The following is a 15,848-nucleotide window of genomic DNA, read 5'->3' on the forward strand; positions in this document are numbered from 1 at the left end:
GGCTCACTGGTCCAGCGCGTTGTCGATCGACTCGACCGCCGCACGCCAGCCCTGCGCGGGCGTCTTGCCCTGCTGGTCGACCTGGAGCACCCCGACGTCGGTGATGTTCTGGTTGACGGTGAGGTCCTTCGGCCCGAGCACCTGGTCGGGGATGCCCTCGGCCGCCGCGGCGAAGATCTTGCCGATCGGCGCGTCCCCGAAGTACGGGTGTTTGGCGCCCGCCACCGCCGGCAGGTCGTACGCCGCCCGGGCGCTGGGGAAGCTGGCCTGCTGCGTGAAGAGCTTCGCCTGCTGTTCGGGCGCGGTCAGCCAGGCCGCCAGCTTGACCGCCTCGCTCTTGTGCCGCCCCGCTTCCGGTACGGCCAGGAAGGAGCCGCCCCAGTTCCCCGGCTTGGGCGCGGCGGCCACGTCCCACTTGTCGCGGCCCTGGTCCCCGGACTTCTCCTTGATGTAGCCGAGCATCCACGGCGGACAGGAGACGGTCGCGAAACGGCCGTTGGCGTACGCCTGGTCCCAGGACTTCTGGAACTGCTGCAGCCGGGCGGTCAGTTTGCCCGTCGACGCCCGCATCGCCGCGTCCCACGCCTGCCGCACCGACGGGCTGTCCTTGTAGACCAGCTTGCCGCTCCGGTCGTAATAGCGTTCGGCGCTGCTGGAGATCACCGCGTTGTACACGCCGGAGGCGGAGTCCACGAAGGCCGTACCCGCCGGGGCCTTGCTCATGTAGCGCCTGCCGACGTCCAGGTACTTCCCCCAGTCGCCCGCCCAGAGCTTGGCCACCGCCTCCCGGTCGGTGGGCAGTCCGGCCTTGGCGAAGAGGTCCTTGCGGTAGCAGACCGCCATCGGCCCGATGTCCGTGCCCAGCCCCACGGTCCTGCCGCTCCGGTCCGTCGCCTGCGCCCATTTCCAGGGGATGAAGTCGGCCTTCCGTACGCCCGGCGCCTTCGAGAGGTCAACGAGCTTGCCCGCCTGGGTCGCGGTGATCTCGGCGATGTTGCTGACCTCGACCGCCTGGATGTCGGCGAGTCCGCTGCCCGTGCTCAGATGGGTGAGCAGCTGTGGGTAGTAGTTCTCGTTCCGCTCGATCGAGGTCTCTTTGATCGTGATGTCCGGGTGCAGCTTCATGTACGCGTCGTAGAGCCCGGCCTGCTTGTAGCCGAAGACACCGAAGACACCGACCGTCAGGGTGGTCTTCCCGGCCCCGGTGCCCGGCGTCCCGTCCGCACCGGGCCGGTCGCCGTCCTCGGCGCAGCCGCCGAGCAGTCCGGCCCCGAGCGTGGCGGCGGCCAGCACGGCCACCGCCCGCCGCCGGGTACCGCGAATCGTCGTTCGCATTGCGTCTCCTCCTGGTGCCCTGCCGACCGTGCGTGCGGGATGTGGGGTGTCCAGTACTGTGGGAGCGCTCCCAGACGTGATGACGTGAAGGGTCGCCGTTCCACGGGGGCGTGTCAAGGCGTCGTGCGTCAACGCCCGACCGGTGCTTCGTTGTTGAATGTACGGCCAGGACGGCAGGCGGAGGCGGTCATGACACCAGGCGCACGGCGAAGGGGCGGCCGGCCCACCCTCGAAGAGGTCGCCGCACGCGCGGGCGTCGGCCGCGGCACGGTCTCCCGCGTGATCAACGGCTCGCCCCGGGTCAGCGAACGGACCCGCGCCCTGGTGCAGCAGGCCGTCGCCGACCTCGGCTACGTACCCAACCGCGCCGCCCGCGCCCTGGCGGCCAACCGCGCCGACACGGTCGCCCTGGTGATCCCGGAGACCGAGACCCGGCTCTTCGCCGAACCGTACTTCTCCGGCATCATCCGCGGCGTCAGCGCCGGACTGGCCGACCACGACATGCAGTTGCTGCTGACCCTGATCCGTACGTCCAAGGAGCGGCGCCGCTTCGCCGGCTACCTCGCCGCGCACCGCGTGGACGGAGTCCTCCTGGTCTCGGTGCACGGCGACGACCCGCTGCCCGACCTGCTGGAGCGACTGGCGATCCCGACCGTCCTCAACGGCCGCCGCACGGCCGGGGAAACCGTCCCGTACGTGGACTCCGACAACACCGGCGGCGCCCAGAGCGCGCTGGAACATCTCATAGGCCGCGGCCGGCGCCAGGTCGCCACCATCGCCGGGCCGCCGGACATGTACGTGGCCCACTGCCGCCTCGACGGCTACCGGCAGGCCGTGCGCGCCGCGGGCCACCCCGAGGACGCCGCACTCGTCGCGCACGGCGACTTCACCGAGGAGGGCGGACGGCGCGCCATGCGCGAACTCCTCGCCCGCCGCCCCGCACTGGACGCCGTCTTCTGCGCCTCGGACGTGATGGCCGCCGGCGCCCGGCGGGAACTGCGTGAGGCGGGCCGCCGCATACCGGACGACGTGGCCCTGGTCGGATTCGACGACTCCGCCATCGCCCGCCACATGGACCCGGCGCTCACCAGCGTCCGCCAGCCGATCGAGGAAATGGGCCGGGCGATGGCGCGCCTGCTGATGGCGCAGATCACCGGGGGCGCGGACAGCGGCGCGCCGGGCCCGCGCGCCCCGGAGCCCCCGTCCGCCGCCCGCCTCGTGCTCCCGACGGAGCTGGTGCGCCGGGCGTCGTCATAAGAGCGGCGCAGGGCGGGCGGTACGCGTACTTCGTCGTACGTACACCCCGTACGCACCCCGCCCCGCGCCGCCGAGCGCCCTACAGCGCCGGGTACGCGTTCTTCAGCAGCTCACGGAACTGGGCCGGGAACCAGTGCCCGGACAGCGGCGCGCCGGGCAGCGCCCCCGACCGGTGGTAGTTGTTGCGCGGATTTCCCTCGTAGGCGGGGTCGCACATCCGGTCGAAGCCTTTGCCCTCGTTGTTCGGGATCTCGGTGCTCGACCCGTCCGACTCGCCCGGCGGCTTCATCCACACGTACGCGTCGATCCCCGCGGCCGGCGCCGCCTTCGGGCGTTCACCGAGCCCCGCCCCGGCCTGGTTGCACCAGTTGCCGACGTGCAGCCGGCGGTCGTACCGGCCCCCGTCCACGTACGCGTCCACGCTGGTCCGCGGCCCGGGCCCGGCGGGCCGCGCGCTGCCGCCCCAGCCGTTGCGCGAGGTGTCGATCAGCATCCCCACGTCCGGGCGGAACCCGGCCCGTACCGCCTCCTGCCGGAAGGCCTGGGCGAACGACAGCTCGTCGGCGTAGCGGTTCCAGTCCACCCACTTCGACTCGCGCACCGACCGGCCCGCCACGGTGTCGCCGAGCGCGAAGTTGTCCTCCTTGAGCGCGCTGTAGTTGGCGGTGTTGGTGATGAACCCGTGCACCTTGTCGACCGTGCTGCCCTCGGCCGTGGCCGCCTGGTGCAGCAGCCGGGCGGAGGCGCCGAAGTTGTCGTCCCAGCCGATCCAGCCGTGGTGCCCGGCGTCCACGTAGTTGTAGACGTTCGGGACGGCGCCCAGCTTGTTCAGCGCGTATCCGACGCCCTTGACGTAGTTGCCGTTGGCGAGCATGGCGTCGCACTGCGGGGTGGCGGTGGGGCGGCTGCCGGTGTTGGTGACGAGGTTGGGCAGCGAGTCGATCTCGATGGTCGTCACGATCCGCAGCGACGCGTACTTCGGGTCGGCGAGGACGGCCGCGATCGGATCGATGTAGCGGGTCTTGTACGCGTCGATCTCCGTCGGGCCCAGCTCGCCGCTGGAGGCGAGCGCCGCGCAGTCCCGGCCGGGCAGGTTGTAGATCACCAGCTGGACGACGAGCGGTCTGCCGGCCGCCTGGCGCAGGGCGGTGTCCAGGTGGCCGCGCAGCCCGAGCGTGCCGCCGGTCCCGCTGACCGCCGCGATCCGGTCGAGCCAGACGCCGGTCGGCTGCCCGGCGACCTTGCCGCCGCCCGGCTCGGCCGCGGCCTTCGCCGACCACTCCGGGTTCACGTAGACCCCGGCGCCCGCGTACGGGTTGTCGACGCGGGCGGCCGGCGCCGCGTGGGCCGTACCGCGCAGGCCGCCCGCGGTCCCGGCGGCGGCCAGCAACGCGCAGGCGGCGAGTGCGCCGGCGCGGGCGCGGTGGCGTCGCGCGGCGCGTGACCGTACGGGTGCGGGCCGGTCCTGCCGGCCCGCGGGAATCGGCTCGGTGGCGCGTCTCATGAGCGGTTCTCCTCTCTCGGCAAGGGAATCTCTCGGTACGGGAATATCCCGGTGTGTACGGGTACGTCCCGGCTCACGCACGGGCATGCAGCCTCCGCAGGTGATCCCGCAGCCCGGCGCCGTACGCCGTCGGCGTCCCCGCGTAGTCCCGGATCAGCGCCGGGCCCGCGGCGCAGTCCCAGGTGTTCCAGGTCCAGCCCAAGTACGACGCGCCGCGCCCGTCCAGCCACCGCATGACGCGGTCGGCGAAGGCGTGGGCGCAGGTGTTCTCGCCGATCTCGCCCGCGACGAGCGGTACGCGGTCGGCGACCGGCCCCAGCGTGCGGGACCAGCAGCCCTCGGCGGCACAGGCGTTGAAGTTGTACGCGTGCCAGGCGGCGGCGAGGTTGCCCACCGGATCCTTCGGCGCGTACGCGGTCCACCGGCCGAGGTCGTTCGCGTACGCGAGGCCGCCCACCAGGACCGGATTGCGGGCGCCGGTGGCCCGTACGGCGTCCACCAGTGTCTGCATCCCCGCGACCTCGTAGCCGATGCCGGGGCAGTTGCCGCCGTCCCGCCAGCAGGCCCACGCCTGCTCCGCGTCCGGCATCGCCCGGTCCGGGTACGGCTCGTTGAACAGGTCGAAGACGACCTCGGGCGTGTTCTTGAAGGTGCCGGCGACCGAGGACCAGAAGGCGGGGGAGTAGCGCCGGTCCGGCATCGGCTTCTGGCAGCTCGCGTGCTCGTCGGCGCAGCCGGCCGAGGGACCGGTGTAGCGGCCGTGGCTCCAGTGCAGTTCGAGGACCGGGGTGAGGCCGTGGGCGGTCAGCCGCCGGACGTAGTCGCGGATCGCCGAGGTGTAGGCGGCGCCCCCGTACCGGGGGTCGATGTTCGCCGTGCCCAGCCAGCACTCCTCGTTGAGCGGGACGCGGACGGCGTTGGCCCGCCAGCCCGCGATGGCCGCGACGGAGGCGTCGTCCGCCGGGCCGTCGAAGATGCCCCGGCCCTGCACGCACGCGAACTCGGCGCCGGAACGGTTCACCCCGAGCAGCCGGTGCGCCGTGCCGTCGCGGTCGACGAGGCGGTTGCCCGCGACGTGCAGCCGCGGTGGTGCCGCCACGGAAGCGGCGGCCGGTGCGGGATCGGGCGGGGACGCGCCGGGAAGAGCGAGTACCGCGGCCACGGCCAGCGCGTACAGGCGTAACGGTCTGCGCATGAGCGACTCCTCGGTTGCGTACGCGGGCACGGCTCGCGCGGCCCGCGTCGGATGGAATCGCTCCCACTGGTTCGTCGGAGGCTAGTGTCAACTCCCCATGATTCACAATGCAGTTGCGGAATTCGGGGCGCCGATTGGCGCATCAGGGTGCGTAAGCTTCCCCTCTTGACGGCGGGCTCGTCCGCCCCAATCCTTGGGAGCGCTCCCACTGGTTCCCCGAAACACACTCCCGGCCCGGCGCGTCCGGCTCCCTCCCCGGTCACGCCGGACCGCGTACCTCCGTACGGAAGGAGATCGGCGTACTGCCCGTGCGGTGCTGGAAGAACTTGGCGAAGTTCGCGGCGTCGGCGAAACCGAGGCGTACGGCGATCCGGGCGGCGGTCTGGTCACCGTGGGCCAGCAGGCGCTTGGCCTCCAGCACCACGCGGCGGTCGATGAACTCCTTCGCGCCCACACCGGTGGCGGCGGCCGTCGCGCGCGAGAGGGTGCGGGGCGAGTAGCCGAGCTGCCGCGCGTAGTCCTCGACGCGACGGGTACGGGTGAAGCCGCGCTCCACCGCGTCCCGGAAGCGCAGGAACGTCTCGCTCGCCTCGCAGGTGCCGTCCCCGTCCGGCGCCCGGCCGTCGCCGGCAGGTGTGGACAGCCGGGCGGCCCGCAGGACCAGGACGGCCAGCAGGTGCCGCAGCACCTCGATGTGCATCTCCAGGGGAAGGCCGCGCAGCGCGCCGAATTCCTGATGGAGGTGGCGCAGCGCACACTCCACCGCACGCGCCTGCTCGCCCTCCGGGTGGTGGACCGCGGGGCCGAACCAGTCCTCCAGACGGGCCGCGGCCGCCGTCGCCGGATCGAGGAAGCCCGACTCGAACAGCACCAGCCGGCCCTTTACCCCGGAAAGGTCACCGAAGTGGTGGACCTGTCCGGGACGCACCCACATCCAGTCATTCACGGACAGCTCATACTTTCGGAAGTCCACCGTGTGCCGGAGCCGCCCCTCGTCCACCACGAGGAGGTGGTGGAAGTCCGGCCGGTGCGGTACGGCGAGGGTGCAGACGCCGGCGCGCTCCCGCAGCTCGGCGAGCGTCAGCACCTCCACGCCGGCCGGCCGCCCGGCCGGCGCGGTGAACGCGACCTCGGGGATGCTCTCTCCGGCGCCCTGTGCAGTGTGTCGTTTTTTCACCATCAGTGGTCCCGTGCCTACCCCGGTATGTCCTGCTCGTACCCCTAGCGTAGAAGGCGTCAGCGCGGCTGATGACGGAAAAAGAAAAGCCACCGCATGCCCCGGCAGGGGCGCAGGGAGTACCGACATGTCCAAGATCGCCATTTTCGGAGCCAACGGCACCATCGGCAGCCGCGTCCTCGACGAGGCGCTGCGCCGTGGCCACCAGGTCACCGCGGTCGTCCGCGACCCCGCGAAGATCACCAAGACCGACCCGAACCTCACCGTGACCACCGGCGACATCCTCGACCCGGCCTCCGTCGCGGCCGTGGCCCAGGGCCAGGACGTGCTGGTCAGCGCGGTGGGCGGCGGTGACGGCCCGGGGCACCTCGCCACGATCGAGCCCGCCGCCGAGTCCCTGGTGGCCGGGCTGCGCACCCTGGGCGAGGCCGCGCCCCGGCTGATCGCGGTGGGCGGCGCCGGCTCGCTGCGCACGCCCGACGGCAAGCAGGTCTGGGACGCGGCGGGCCTGCCGGAGTTCCTGCTCCAGATCATGCACGCGCACGGCGACGCGCTGGACTTCTACCGCACCGTCACGGACGTGCGCTGGACCAACCTGAGCCCGGCCGCCCTGATCGAGCCCGGCGAGCGTACGGGCACGTACCGCACCGCCCTGGACGACCTGGTCGCCGACGCGGACGGCACCAGCCGGATCTCCGCCGAGGACTACGCCGTAGCCCTCCTGGACGAGGCCGAGAAGCCGCAGCACATCGGCGAGCGCTTCACGGTCGGCTACTGAGCCCACGGGGGCCACGGCGCCGCGCCCCGCGGCCTGTGTCCCCCGCCGCCAACGACTAGGGCCCCCGGACACTTTCACGTCCGGGGGCCCTAGTCGTTGGGGTGAGTAACGGGACTTGAACCCGCGACATCCTGGACCACAACCAGGTGCTCTACCAGCTGAGCTATACCCACCATGACCGGTGCTGTGTGGTGTCTTGTTCCCCACCGGCTGAGAAAAAGTGTACAGGGTCTTCAGGGGTGCTCGCTCCCGGCTTCGGGTCCGGCCGGGAGCGAGCTACGTCACTCCGGTTCCGCGGGCAGCACGTGCCGCGCCGCGATCTCCTTCGCGGTGTCCGAGTCCGGGCCGGGCTGCGGCACGAAGACCGCCTCCCGGTAGTAGCGCAGTTCCGCGATGGATTCACGGATGTCCGCCAGCGCCCGGTGGTTCCCGTTCTTCTCCGGACTGTTGAAGTACGCCCTCGGATACCAGCGCCGGGCCAGCTCCTTCACGGACGACACATCCACGATCCGGTAGTGCAGATGGCTCTCCAGCTCCGGCATGTCGCGGAGCAGGAAGCCCCGGTCGGTGCCGACGGAATTGCCGCACAGCGGTGCCCGGCCGGGTTCCGGTACGTGCTGCTTGATGTACTGGAGCACCTGTTCCTGCGCGTCCTCCAGCGTGGTGCCGCTGTCCAGCTCGGCCAGCAGCCCGGAGGAGGTGTGCATCTGGCGCACGACCTCGGGCATGGTGGTCAGGGCCTCGGCCGGGGGGCGGATCACGATGTCCACCCCGTCGCCCAGGACATTCAGCTCCGAGTCGGTGACCAGGGCGGCCACCTCGATGAGCGCGTCGTTCGCCAGCGAGAGCCCGGTCATCTCGCAGTCGATCCACACCATGCGATCGTTCATACGTCTCACCCTACGGGGCGCTCCCGCTGGCTGGGCAGCACCGGGCGGCCACCGGGCCGTCCGGCGGGCTGTTCCGGGAGCCGGGGCGCATAGGCGTCGGATTCCGGTTTGCCCTGCTCCGTCGGGGCGAGCGCGGTGGCCTGGCTGTGCACCGGCTGGGTGTGGCCGGCCGTACCGTGCCCCGGCTGGCCGCCCGACCCGTGCCCGCCCGGACCGCCGTGCCCGCCCGGCGCGTGACCGCCTTGCGGGTGACCGCCCGGGAGGTGCCCGCCCTGGGGGTGGCCCTGCGTGTGACCGCCGGGACCGATGCCCCCTTGCGTATGCGTCGCCTGGCTGTGGTGCAGCTGGCCGTGGCCCCCCGGCAGGTGGCCCGCCGCCGCGGCGGCGAACCGGTCCGCACCGGCACCGGGCCGCTCACCGCGGTCCGGCCGGTCCGACCGGGTGACCTGCTCGGGTACCCCGTTCTGCGGCCTGCGTGCGCGGTACGCCGCACGGTAGGCCGCGGGCGAGGCACCCAACTGCCGCCGGAAGTGGCCGCGCAGGGCGACCGGCGACCGGAAGCCGCAGCGTCCGGCGACCTCGTCCACGGAGTAGTCCGAGGTCTCCAGCAGCCGCTGCGCCTGGAGGACGCGCTGGGTGATCAGCCACTGCAACGGCGCGCTCCCGGTCAGGGACCGGAACCGGCGGTCGAAGGTACGGCGGCTCATGTACGCGCGGGCCGCCAGCGTCTCCACGTCGAACTGCTCGTGGAGGTGCTCCAGCGCCCAGGCCACCACCTCGGCGAGCGGGTCCGCGCCGATCTCCTCCGGTAATGACCTGTCCAGGTACCTCTGGTGTCCCAGGTCCGACGCGGTGCGCCGGGGCGGGACCACCAGCCGCCGGGCGAGCGCGTTGGCCGCGTCCGCCCCGTGGTCGGTACGGACGATGTGCAGGCACAGGTCGATGCCGGCGGCGGTCCCCGCGGAGGTCAGCACGTCGCCGTCGTCGACGAAGAGCTCGCGGGGATCGACGTGGACGGACGGATAACGCTTGGCGAGCGTCGGCGCGTACATCCAGTGGGTGGTCGCGGGGCGGCCGTCGAGGAGCCCTGCGGCGGCGAGCACGAAGGCCCCCGTGCAGAGCCCGACGATGCGGGCTCCTTCTTCGTGCGCCCGGCGCAGCGCGTCCAGCGCGGCCGGGGGTGGTGCCTGTGTGATGGACCGCCAGGCCGGTACGACGACCGTGCCCGCGCGGGCGATCGCCTCCAGCCCGTAGGGGGCCGACAGTTCGAGCCCCCCGGTGGTGCGCAAAGGCGCGTCTTCGCCCGCGCACACAAGTAGTCGGTACCGCGGAACACCCGCGTCCTGGCGGTCGATGCCGAAGACCGAGAGCGGAATGGAGCTCTCGAAAATCGGGCCGCCACTGAAGAGGAGCACCGCGACTATTTCGCGGCGTCGTCGGGCGGCGAGCTTGCGTGCGGCATCTGGTACGGCAGCGGAGTCCTGGCTCATGGCACTTAAGCCCCCCTCGGTCGTCTCGCCCTCTCGGTCCTGCACTGTTCCCCCGCCGTGATTGCCAAGATCGAATCTACTGCGTCCCGTGAGGATGGAGTGCCAAGTTCACCACCCGCTCGTATGTCGATATGGCAACTTGGCGCGAAGCATTCGATCACGAAGCGTTCCACTCGTCGGGCCTGCTGGGAAGTACGCCTCTCGCCTCTGCCCGTAAGCCGTAGGGCACAACCATGCCCGGCGGTCCTTTCCTCCCAGCTCAGGCCCAGGTTGCGGGTCGCTTTCGCCAAGGGATGCACTTGGACCCGAAGTTGGCCGAAAACGACCCTGGGCAGGCTTGCGAGCGCGTCATTCCTCCGGCGTACGCCCGTCGGAGCGGCGCCCGCCCCGGTGGGCTCCGGTGCCGGTGCGGCTGTGCCGGCCGCGGTGCGGGGCGATCTCGTCCGAGGACGGCCGGGCCGCGGTGCGTTCGGACTGGCGCAGCAGCGCCCGGCACGCACAGGTCACCGTCGCCAGCCCCACGGCGGCCCCGGCCGCCCCGCCCGCGGACGCGCCGCACAGCACGAGGACGAGGGGCACCAGGGCACAGCTGAACGCCGCCCAGCGGACGAGATCGCTCACCGGATCGGCTGATGTGTTCGACGGACCGGGCACGGCGTACTCCCTCCAGGCAGGCAGGTACTACAACGCCCGTGGGGACCATGGGTCACCCCGATGGGTACGTACGGGGGCAGGCCGGGGCATTGCCATCCGGGCCACGCTCCGGCATGCTCCGGGGAACGTTCGAGGGGTACCCCGCCCCGTGTGGCCGCGGGGGCCCGCCTCCCGCCACCGGGGTCCGCCGTCCGCGTCGGGCTCTGGGCAGCGGGGGGCTGGCGCCGTACTCTTGGGGTAAGGCATTGGGAAGATGATTCCCGGTCGTGTTGTTCCCCTTTGAACTATGGGGCCGACCTCTCGATCAAGCCAGCTCAGTCAACTGCCGGATCAAGTCAATCGCCGCTCCTCGTCCGCCCCTCCGCAAGGACCTCCCTCGCCGAGACAGCCATGGCCGGTCACGAAATCCCCGAACCCGCGGACCGCAAGCAGGTCGCCGATCCGATGGCCGACCTCCGAGCGGCGGAACAGACACGTCACTCCTGCGATCCGGCCTTCCGGCACGGCGTCGTGGTCGGCTTCGACGGCTCGACGTCGAGCGAGCGGGCGTTGGCGTATGCAATCGGTATGGCGCGGCGCTCCGGCTCCGGCCTGATCATCGTCCATGTGGCCAACCGGCTGCCCACCACGGTCTGGGCCGGCTGCGAGCCCCCGGTCTTCGTGGACGTGCCGGACCACCGTACGGAAGTGCTGGGCCTGGAGCTGGCCTGCGCCGATCATCTCGCGGAGATCCCCTGGATCCTCGTGGAGCGCGGTGGCGACATCTGCCACGAGCTGGAGGAGGTCGGCCAGGAGTACGAGGCCGACGCGATCGTGGTCGGCTCGACGCACGGCATCGTGGGCCGGATCTTCGGCTCGGTGGCGGGCCGGCTGGCCCGGCGGGCGCAGCGGCCCGTGGTCGTGATCCCCTGACCGGACACGGCCGCCCGTAGTCGTGTCCCTCCGACCGGACAGGGCCGTCCGCGGTCGTGCTCCCCTGACCGGCGCCGGTGCGCGCCGCCCGCGCCCGGCCTGTGCGCTCCGTGACCGTACGGCTTCCGCGTGGCTCCCGCCCCCGCCCCCCGGCACCTCATGGGGCGTGAGGTGAGGAAGCGTCACCAGCCGCGCGATTCGGGGAAGTCCGCATATCTACTGGCCCGTAGAGGTGGATTGCGGGGGTGCGGAGGGTAGAAATCCGATCAAGTGGGATGCGAACGGAGCGTGCACGGCCCGCGGCGGCCGCGGCGTCACCGTCCGCCGCTCCTGGGGCGCACGGGCGCCCGGCGGACAACCGGCCCGCCGCCCGTCCGCCCGTTCAACAGCGTGCTGCCGCCCGGGAGGTGACGGTTCCCGGGAAGGCGGCCACCGCCGGCGTAAGGGCGACGCCGGCAACAGGGGAGGCGGGGCCCCGCGCGTATGGTGGCACGCGCGGGGCACCCGCCTCCCGCCCCCTCATCGGACGTGCCGCCCGTCCGGACGGCCCCCGTAGGCCGCCCGTTCCCCCCCCCCCCCGGACGAACGCCCGTGGCCGCGGGGTGGACAGGACCCCGCGGCCCGTCGACGGCCTACTCGACCGTGACCGACTTCGCCAGGTTGCGCGGCTTGTCGATGTCCCGGCCCATGGCCAGCGCCACGTGGTAGGCGAGCAGCTGGAGCGGGATGCCCATCAGGATCGGGTCCAGCTCGTTCTCGTTCTTCGGCACGATGATCGTGTGGTCGGCCTTGTCCTGCTTCTGGTGCGCGACGGCCAGGATGCGGCCGCTGCGGGCCTTGATCTCCTCCATCGCGGCGCGGTTCTTCTCCAGCAGGTCGTCGTCCGGGACGATCGCCACGGTCGGCATGGCCGGCTCGATCAGCGCCAGCGGGCCGTGCTTGAGCTCGGACGCCGGGTACGCCTCGGCGTGGATGTAGGAGATCTCCTTGAGCTTCAGCGACGCCTCGCGGGCGACGGGGTAGCCGCGCACCCGGCCGATGAACATCATCGACCTGGCCTCCGCGTACTCGGCCGCCAGCTTCTTGACCTCGTCCTCCATCTCCAGGATCTCCTGGATCTGGCCGGGCAGCTTGCGCAGGCCATCGATGATCCGCTTGCCGTCGGCGACGGACAGGTCGCGGATGCGGCCCAGGTGCAGCGCGAGCAGTCCGAAGGCGACCACGGTGTTGGTGAAGCACTTGGTGGAGACCACGCAGACCTCCGGGCCGGCGTGCACGTACACACCGCCGTGGGTCTCCCGGGCGATCGCCGAGCCGACCACGTTCACCACGCCCAGGACGCGCGCGCCCTTGCGCTTGAGCTCCTGCACGGCGGCCAGCACGTCGTAGGTCTCACCGGACTGGGAGACCGCGATGTAGAGGGTGTCGGGGTCCACGACCGGGTTGCGGTAGCGGAACTCGGAGGCCGGCTCGGCGTCCGAGGGGATACGGGCCAGCTCCTCGATCATCTGCGCGCCGATCTGGCCCGCGTGGTACGAGGTGCCGCAGCCCAGGATCTTGACGCGGCGGATGGCGCGCGCCTCGCGCGGGTCCAGGTTCAGACCGCCCAGGTGCACGGTGGAGAAGCGGTCGTCGATGCGTCCGCGCAGCACGCGGTCCACCGCGTCGGCCTGCTCGCTGATCTCCTTGTGCATGTACGTGTCGTGGCCGCCCATGTCGTACGACTCGGCCTCCCACTCCACGGTGGTCGGCTGCGCGGAGGTGTGCGAGCCCTCGGTGGTGTAGGTGCGGTAGTCGTCGGCCTTGATGGTGGCCATCTCGCCGTCGTCGAGGGTGACGACCTGGCGGGTGTGCGAGACCAGCGCGGCGACGTCGGAGGAGACGAACATCTCCTTCTCGCCGATGCCCAGCACGACCGGCGAGCCGTTGCGGGCGACGACGATGCGCTCCGGGAAGTCGGCGTGCAGCACGGCGATGCCGTAGGTGCCCTCGATGACCCGCAGGGCCTCGCGGACCTGCTCCTCCAGGGTCGGCGCCTGGGAGCGGCCGATCAGGTGGGCCAGCACCTCGGTGTCGGTCTCCGAGACGAACTCCACGCCGTCCGCGGTGAGCTTGGCGCGCAGCTTGTCGGCGTTGTCGATGATGCCGTTGTGGACGACGGCGACCTTGCCCTCGGTGTCCACGTGGGGGTGCGCGTTCTCGTCGGTCGGGGCGCCGTGGGTGGCCCAGCGGGTGTGCGCGATGCCGGCGGTGCCCGCGAAGCGCTTGGGCAGCCGGGACTCCAGCTCGCGGACGCGGCCCTTGGCCTTGGCGGTCTTCAGGCCGCCGGCGGCCTTGCCGGTGCCCTTGGCGTGGATGGCGATACCGGCGGAGTCGTACCCGCGGTACTCCAGGCGCTGCAGTCCTTCGAGGAGCAGCGGAGCCACGTCCCGCTTACCGATGTAGCCGACGATCCCGCACATGAGTGACCTCCCGGTCAGGCAGTTGGACAGGTGGCGCGTGATGCGGCACGCGCCGGGTGCTCGGCCGAGTCAGCCGTAGACGAGGCGGCGCAGCTGGCGCGCCGAGAGGCTGGGCGGGCACACCGCGCGGTGCGGCAGCTCCTGCCCGATCCGTTCGAAGATCGCGTCGTTGCGGAGCCCCTGTGACTGGAGCTCCCGGTGACGTCTGCGGACGTAGGCCTCGGTCGTCTCGTCGAAGTACGCGAGGACGTCGAGCACCACCCGGGCGGCCTCGCCGCGCTGCAGCGGCGTGCTGCGCACCAGGTGGTCGATGAGGTCCTCATGGAGCGAACGGCGATCGAGCACCCGATGAATACTGCTGGGTCGCCCCGGATGATGCAAGAAATCTGCCCGATATCGGGCAAGCGACACGCCGGATGGCGCCAGATGTGGTCCACACCTTGACCACCAGGGGGGTGAGCGGTACTCAATGTTGACGTTCGGTTGCTCCATGCCACGTACGACCACGCACGGCCATGCACGACGAGCCCACCGAAGGGAACCTCGTGAGACGACGCAGACTGTTCTGCTCGCTGCTGCTGGTCGCGGCGGCCGGCCTGTCGACGGCCGGGGCGCGGCCCGCCGCGGACGGCGCCGGACCGGCCGCCCGCCACGGCAAGCCCATAGCCCTCGACCAGGTCATCCCGGCGCCCGCCTCCGTCAAGCCCGGTAAGGACCCCTACACGATCGGTGACCGGACGCAGATCCGGGTGCCCGGCGCATCGGGCGAGGTCAGGCGGGTGGCGGGCTATCTGGCGGACGTCCTGCGCCCGTCCACCGGCTACCCCCTGCCGGTCACCGGCAAGGACGGCCGGGACGGCATCGTGCTGCGGCTCGGCGGCAAGGACACCAAGAAGCTGGGCGCCGAGGGCTACCGCCTCACCTCCACCCGGCACGCCGTGACGATCACCGCGGCCCGGCCCGCCGGGCTCTTCCACGGTGTACAGACGCTGCGCCAGCTGCTGCCGCCGTCCGTCGAGAAGCGCAGCAAGCAGCACAGCCCCTGGAGGGTCGCCGGCGGCACCATCACCGACACCCCCCGCTACGGCTACCGCGGCGGGATGATCGATGTCGCCCGGCACTTCTTCACCGTCGATCAGCTGAAGCGTTACATCGATCAGCTGGCGCTCTACAAGTACAACAAGCTGCATCTGCACCTCACCGACGACCAGGGCTGGCGGCTCCAGATCAACAGCTGGCCGCGGCTGGCCAGCTACGGCGGCAGCACCCAGGTCGGCGGCGGCCCCGGCGGCTACTACACCAAGGCCCAGTACCGCGAGATCCTGCGGTACGCGGCCAGCCGCTACATGGAGGTCATCCCCGAGATCGACTCCCCGGGGCACACCCAGGCCGCGCTCGCCTCGTACGCGAAGCTCAACTGCAACAACGTCGCGCCCCCGATCTACACGGGCGTAGAGGTCGGCTTCAGCTCGCTGTGCGTGCCCAAGAAGGTCACGTACGAGTTCCTGGACGACGTCTTCCGCGAGGTCGCGGCGCTGACGCCGGGGCCGTACCTGCACATCGGCGGTGACGAGGCGCACTCCACCAGCCACGCGGACTACGTGACCTTCATGAACAAGGTCCAGCCGCTGGTGACCAAGTACAAGAAGAAGGTCATAGGGTGGCACCAGCTGACCGCCGTCACACCCGCCAAGGGCGCCGCGGTGCAGTACTGGGGCTACGACAAGACCCCCGCGAAGGAGCGGGCGCAGGTCGTGGCGGCGGCCAAGAAGGGCGCCGGGCTCATCCTGTCGCCGGCCGACCGGTCGTACCTCGACATGAAGTACACCAAGGACACCAAGCTGGGTAAGGCGTGGGCCGGGTACGTCGAGGTCCAGCGGTCCTACGACTGGGACCCCGCGACGTACCTGAAGGGCGCCCCGCAGAAGTCGATCATGGGCGTCGAGGCCCCCATCTGGACGGAGACCCTCTCCACCGACCAGCACCTCGACTACATGACGTTCCCGCGGATGCCCGGCATCGCCGAGCTGGGCTGGTCGCCGAGGTCCACCCACGACTGGAACACCTACAAGCACCGGCTGGCCGCCCAGGCGCCCCGCTGGGAGGCCATGGGCTTCGACTACTACCGTTCGCCGCAGGTGCCGTGGCGCAAGTGAGCCCCGGCTGCTGAGCCGACGGCAGGGCGGGACCGGAG

Annotated in this window: 13 protein-coding genes and 1 tRNA gene; 4 read left to right on the top strand and 10 right to left on the bottom strand. The window is 71.5% G+C overall.

What is annotated here, in order from left to right:
- Positions 1–3 precede the first annotated feature (3 nt).
- Entirely contained in the window at positions 4–1,335 is a 1,332-nt protein-coding gene (locus ACH4FX_RS32880) for an extracellular solute-binding protein (protein WP_398485082.1), read from the bottom strand.
- Between the two features lie 189 nt (positions 1,336–1,524).
- On the opposite strand from ACH4FX_RS32880, the gene ACH4FX_RS32885 reads away from it, so the two are divergent.
- Positions 1,525–2,592, top strand: coding sequence for a LacI family DNA-binding transcriptional regulator (locus tag ACH4FX_RS32885; RefSeq protein ID WP_398485083.1), 1,068 nt, complete (start codon positions 1,525–1,527; stop codon positions 2,590–2,592).
- Positions 2,593–2,671: 79 nt separating this feature from the next.
- On the opposite strand, the gene ACH4FX_RS32890 is transcribed toward ACH4FX_RS32885, so the two are convergent.
- The 3 genes from ACH4FX_RS32890 to ACH4FX_RS32900 all read right to left on the bottom strand — a co-directional run bounded on the left by ACH4FX_RS32890 (position 2,672) and on the right by ACH4FX_RS32900 (position 6,471).
- Positions 2,672–4,096, bottom strand: coding sequence for a glycoside hydrolase family 6 protein (locus ACH4FX_RS32890; RefSeq protein WP_398485084.1), 1,425 nt, complete (start codon positions 4,094–4,096; stop codon positions 2,672–2,674).
- Between the two features lie 73 nt (positions 4,097–4,169).
- Positions 4,170–5,291 (bottom strand): glycoside hydrolase family 5 protein, encoded by a 1,122-nt coding sequence (locus ACH4FX_RS32895; protein WP_398485085.1) that lies wholly within the window; start codon positions 5,289–5,291, stop codon positions 4,170–4,172.
- 259 nt (positions 5,292–5,550) lie between these two features.
- The gene (locus tag ACH4FX_RS32900) at positions 5,551–6,471 is read right to left on the bottom strand and encodes a helix-turn-helix domain-containing protein (RefSeq protein WP_398485086.1); all 921 of its coding nucleotides are present in this window, start codon (positions 6,469–6,471) and stop codon (positions 5,551–5,553) included.
- Between the two features lie 124 nt (positions 6,472–6,595).
- Between ACH4FX_RS32900 and ACH4FX_RS32905 the strand changes: the two genes are divergently transcribed.
- A complete protein-coding gene (locus tag ACH4FX_RS32905) occupies positions 6,596–7,246 on the top strand; it encodes an NAD(P)-dependent oxidoreductase (RefSeq protein WP_398485087.1) in 651 nt (216 codons plus the stop codon).
- Between the two features lie 97 nt (positions 7,247–7,343).
- Here ACH4FX_RS32905 and ACH4FX_RS32910 read toward each other — a convergent pair.
- From ACH4FX_RS32910 to ACH4FX_RS32925, 4 genes are all read right to left on the bottom strand, one after another.
- A tRNA-His gene (locus ACH4FX_RS32910) sits at positions 7,344–7,419 on the bottom strand.
- A 108-nt stretch (positions 7,420–7,527) separates the two neighbouring features.
- Positions 7,528–8,136, bottom strand: a complete 609-nt coding sequence (gene orn / locus ACH4FX_RS32915) for an oligoribonuclease (protein WP_398485088.1) — start codon at positions 8,134–8,136, stop codon at positions 7,528–7,530.
- Between the two features lie 5 nt (positions 8,137–8,141).
- Positions 8,142–9,626 carry a GlxA family transcriptional regulator gene (locus tag ACH4FX_RS32920; protein WP_398485089.1) on the bottom strand — a complete coding sequence of 495 codons (1,485 nt, stop codon included), beginning with the start codon at positions 9,624–9,626 and terminating at the stop codon, positions 8,142–8,144.
- A 348-nt stretch (positions 9,627–9,974) separates the two neighbouring features.
- Positions 9,975–10,247 carry a hypothetical protein gene (locus ACH4FX_RS32925; protein WP_398485090.1) on the bottom strand — a complete coding sequence of 91 codons (273 nt, stop codon included), beginning with the start codon at positions 10,245–10,247 and terminating at the stop codon, positions 9,975–9,977.
- 423 nt (positions 10,248–10,670) lie between these two features.
- Here ACH4FX_RS32925 and ACH4FX_RS32930 point away from each other — a divergent pair, with 423 nt between their 5' ends.
- The gene (locus ACH4FX_RS32930) at positions 10,671–11,192 is read left to right on the top strand and encodes a universal stress protein (protein ID WP_398485091.1); all 522 of its coding nucleotides are present in this window, start codon (positions 10,671–10,673) and stop codon (positions 11,190–11,192) included.
- 632 nt (positions 11,193–11,824) lie between these two features.
- Here ACH4FX_RS32930 and glmS read toward each other — a convergent pair.
- Both glmS and ACH4FX_RS32940 read right to left on the bottom strand, forming a co-directional pair.
- A complete protein-coding gene (glmS, locus tag ACH4FX_RS32935) occupies positions 11,825–13,654 on the bottom strand; it encodes a glutamine--fructose-6-phosphate transaminase (isomerizing) (RefSeq protein WP_398485092.1) in 1,830 nt (609 codons plus the stop codon).
- A 69-nt stretch (positions 13,655–13,723) separates the two neighbouring features.
- Positions 13,724–13,999 carry a hypothetical protein gene (locus ACH4FX_RS32940; protein ID WP_398485093.1) on the bottom strand — a complete coding sequence of 92 codons (276 nt, stop codon included), beginning with the start codon at positions 13,997–13,999 and terminating at the stop codon, positions 13,724–13,726.
- 170 nt (positions 14,000–14,169) lie between these two features.
- Between ACH4FX_RS32940 and ACH4FX_RS32945 the strand changes: the two genes are divergently transcribed.
- On the top strand, positions 14,170–15,810 hold the full coding sequence (locus tag ACH4FX_RS32945) for a beta-N-acetylhexosaminidase (RefSeq protein WP_398485094.1): 1,641 nt from the start codon (positions 14,170–14,172) through the stop codon (positions 15,808–15,810).
- Positions 15,811–15,848 lie beyond the last annotated feature (38 nt).

The organism is Streptomyces sp. NPDC018019 (genome assembly GCF_044327805.1).
GTDB lineage: Bacteria > Actinomycetota > Actinomycetes > Streptomycetales > Streptomycetaceae > Streptomyces.

Coding starts and splice junctions, on each gene's coding strand:
- ACH4FX_RS32895 (WP_398485085.1), bottom strand. CDS start 5,291: ATGCGCAGACCGTTACGCCTGTACGCGCTGGCCGTGGCCGCGGTACTC.
- ACH4FX_RS32900 (WP_398485086.1), bottom strand. CDS start 6,471: ATGGTGAAAAAACGACACACTGCACAGGGCGCCGGAGAGAGCATCCCC.
- ACH4FX_RS32905 (WP_398485087.1), top strand. CDS start 6,596: ATGTCCAAGATCGCCATTTTCGGAGCCAACGGCACCATCGGCAGCCGC.
- ACH4FX_RS32890 (WP_398485084.1), bottom strand. CDS start 4,096: ATGAGACGCGCCACCGAGCCGATTCCCGCGGGCCGGCAGGACCGGCCC.
- ACH4FX_RS32920 (WP_398485089.1), bottom strand. CDS start 9,626: ATGAGCCAGGACTCCGCTGCCGTACCAGATGCCGCACGCAAGCTCGCC.
- ACH4FX_RS32885 (WP_398485083.1), top strand. CDS start 1,525: ATGACACCAGGCGCACGGCGAAGGGGCGGCCGGCCCACCCTCGAAGAG.
- orn (WP_398485088.1), bottom strand. CDS start 8,136: ATGAACGATCGCATGGTGTGGATCGACTGCGAGATGACCGGGCTCTCG.
- ACH4FX_RS32880 (WP_398485082.1), bottom strand. CDS start 1,335: ATGCGAACGACGATTCGCGGTACCCGGCGGCGGGCGGTGGCCGTGCTG.
- ACH4FX_RS32945 (WP_398485094.1), top strand. CDS start 14,170: ATGCACGACGAGCCCACCGAAGGGAACCTCGTGAGACGACGCAGACTG.
- ACH4FX_RS32930 (WP_398485091.1), top strand. CDS start 10,671: ATGGCCGGTCACGAAATCCCCGAACCCGCGGACCGCAAGCAGGTCGCC.
- glmS (WP_398485092.1), bottom strand. CDS start 13,654: ATGTGCGGGATCGTCGGCTACATCGGTAAGCGGGACGTGGCTCCGCTG.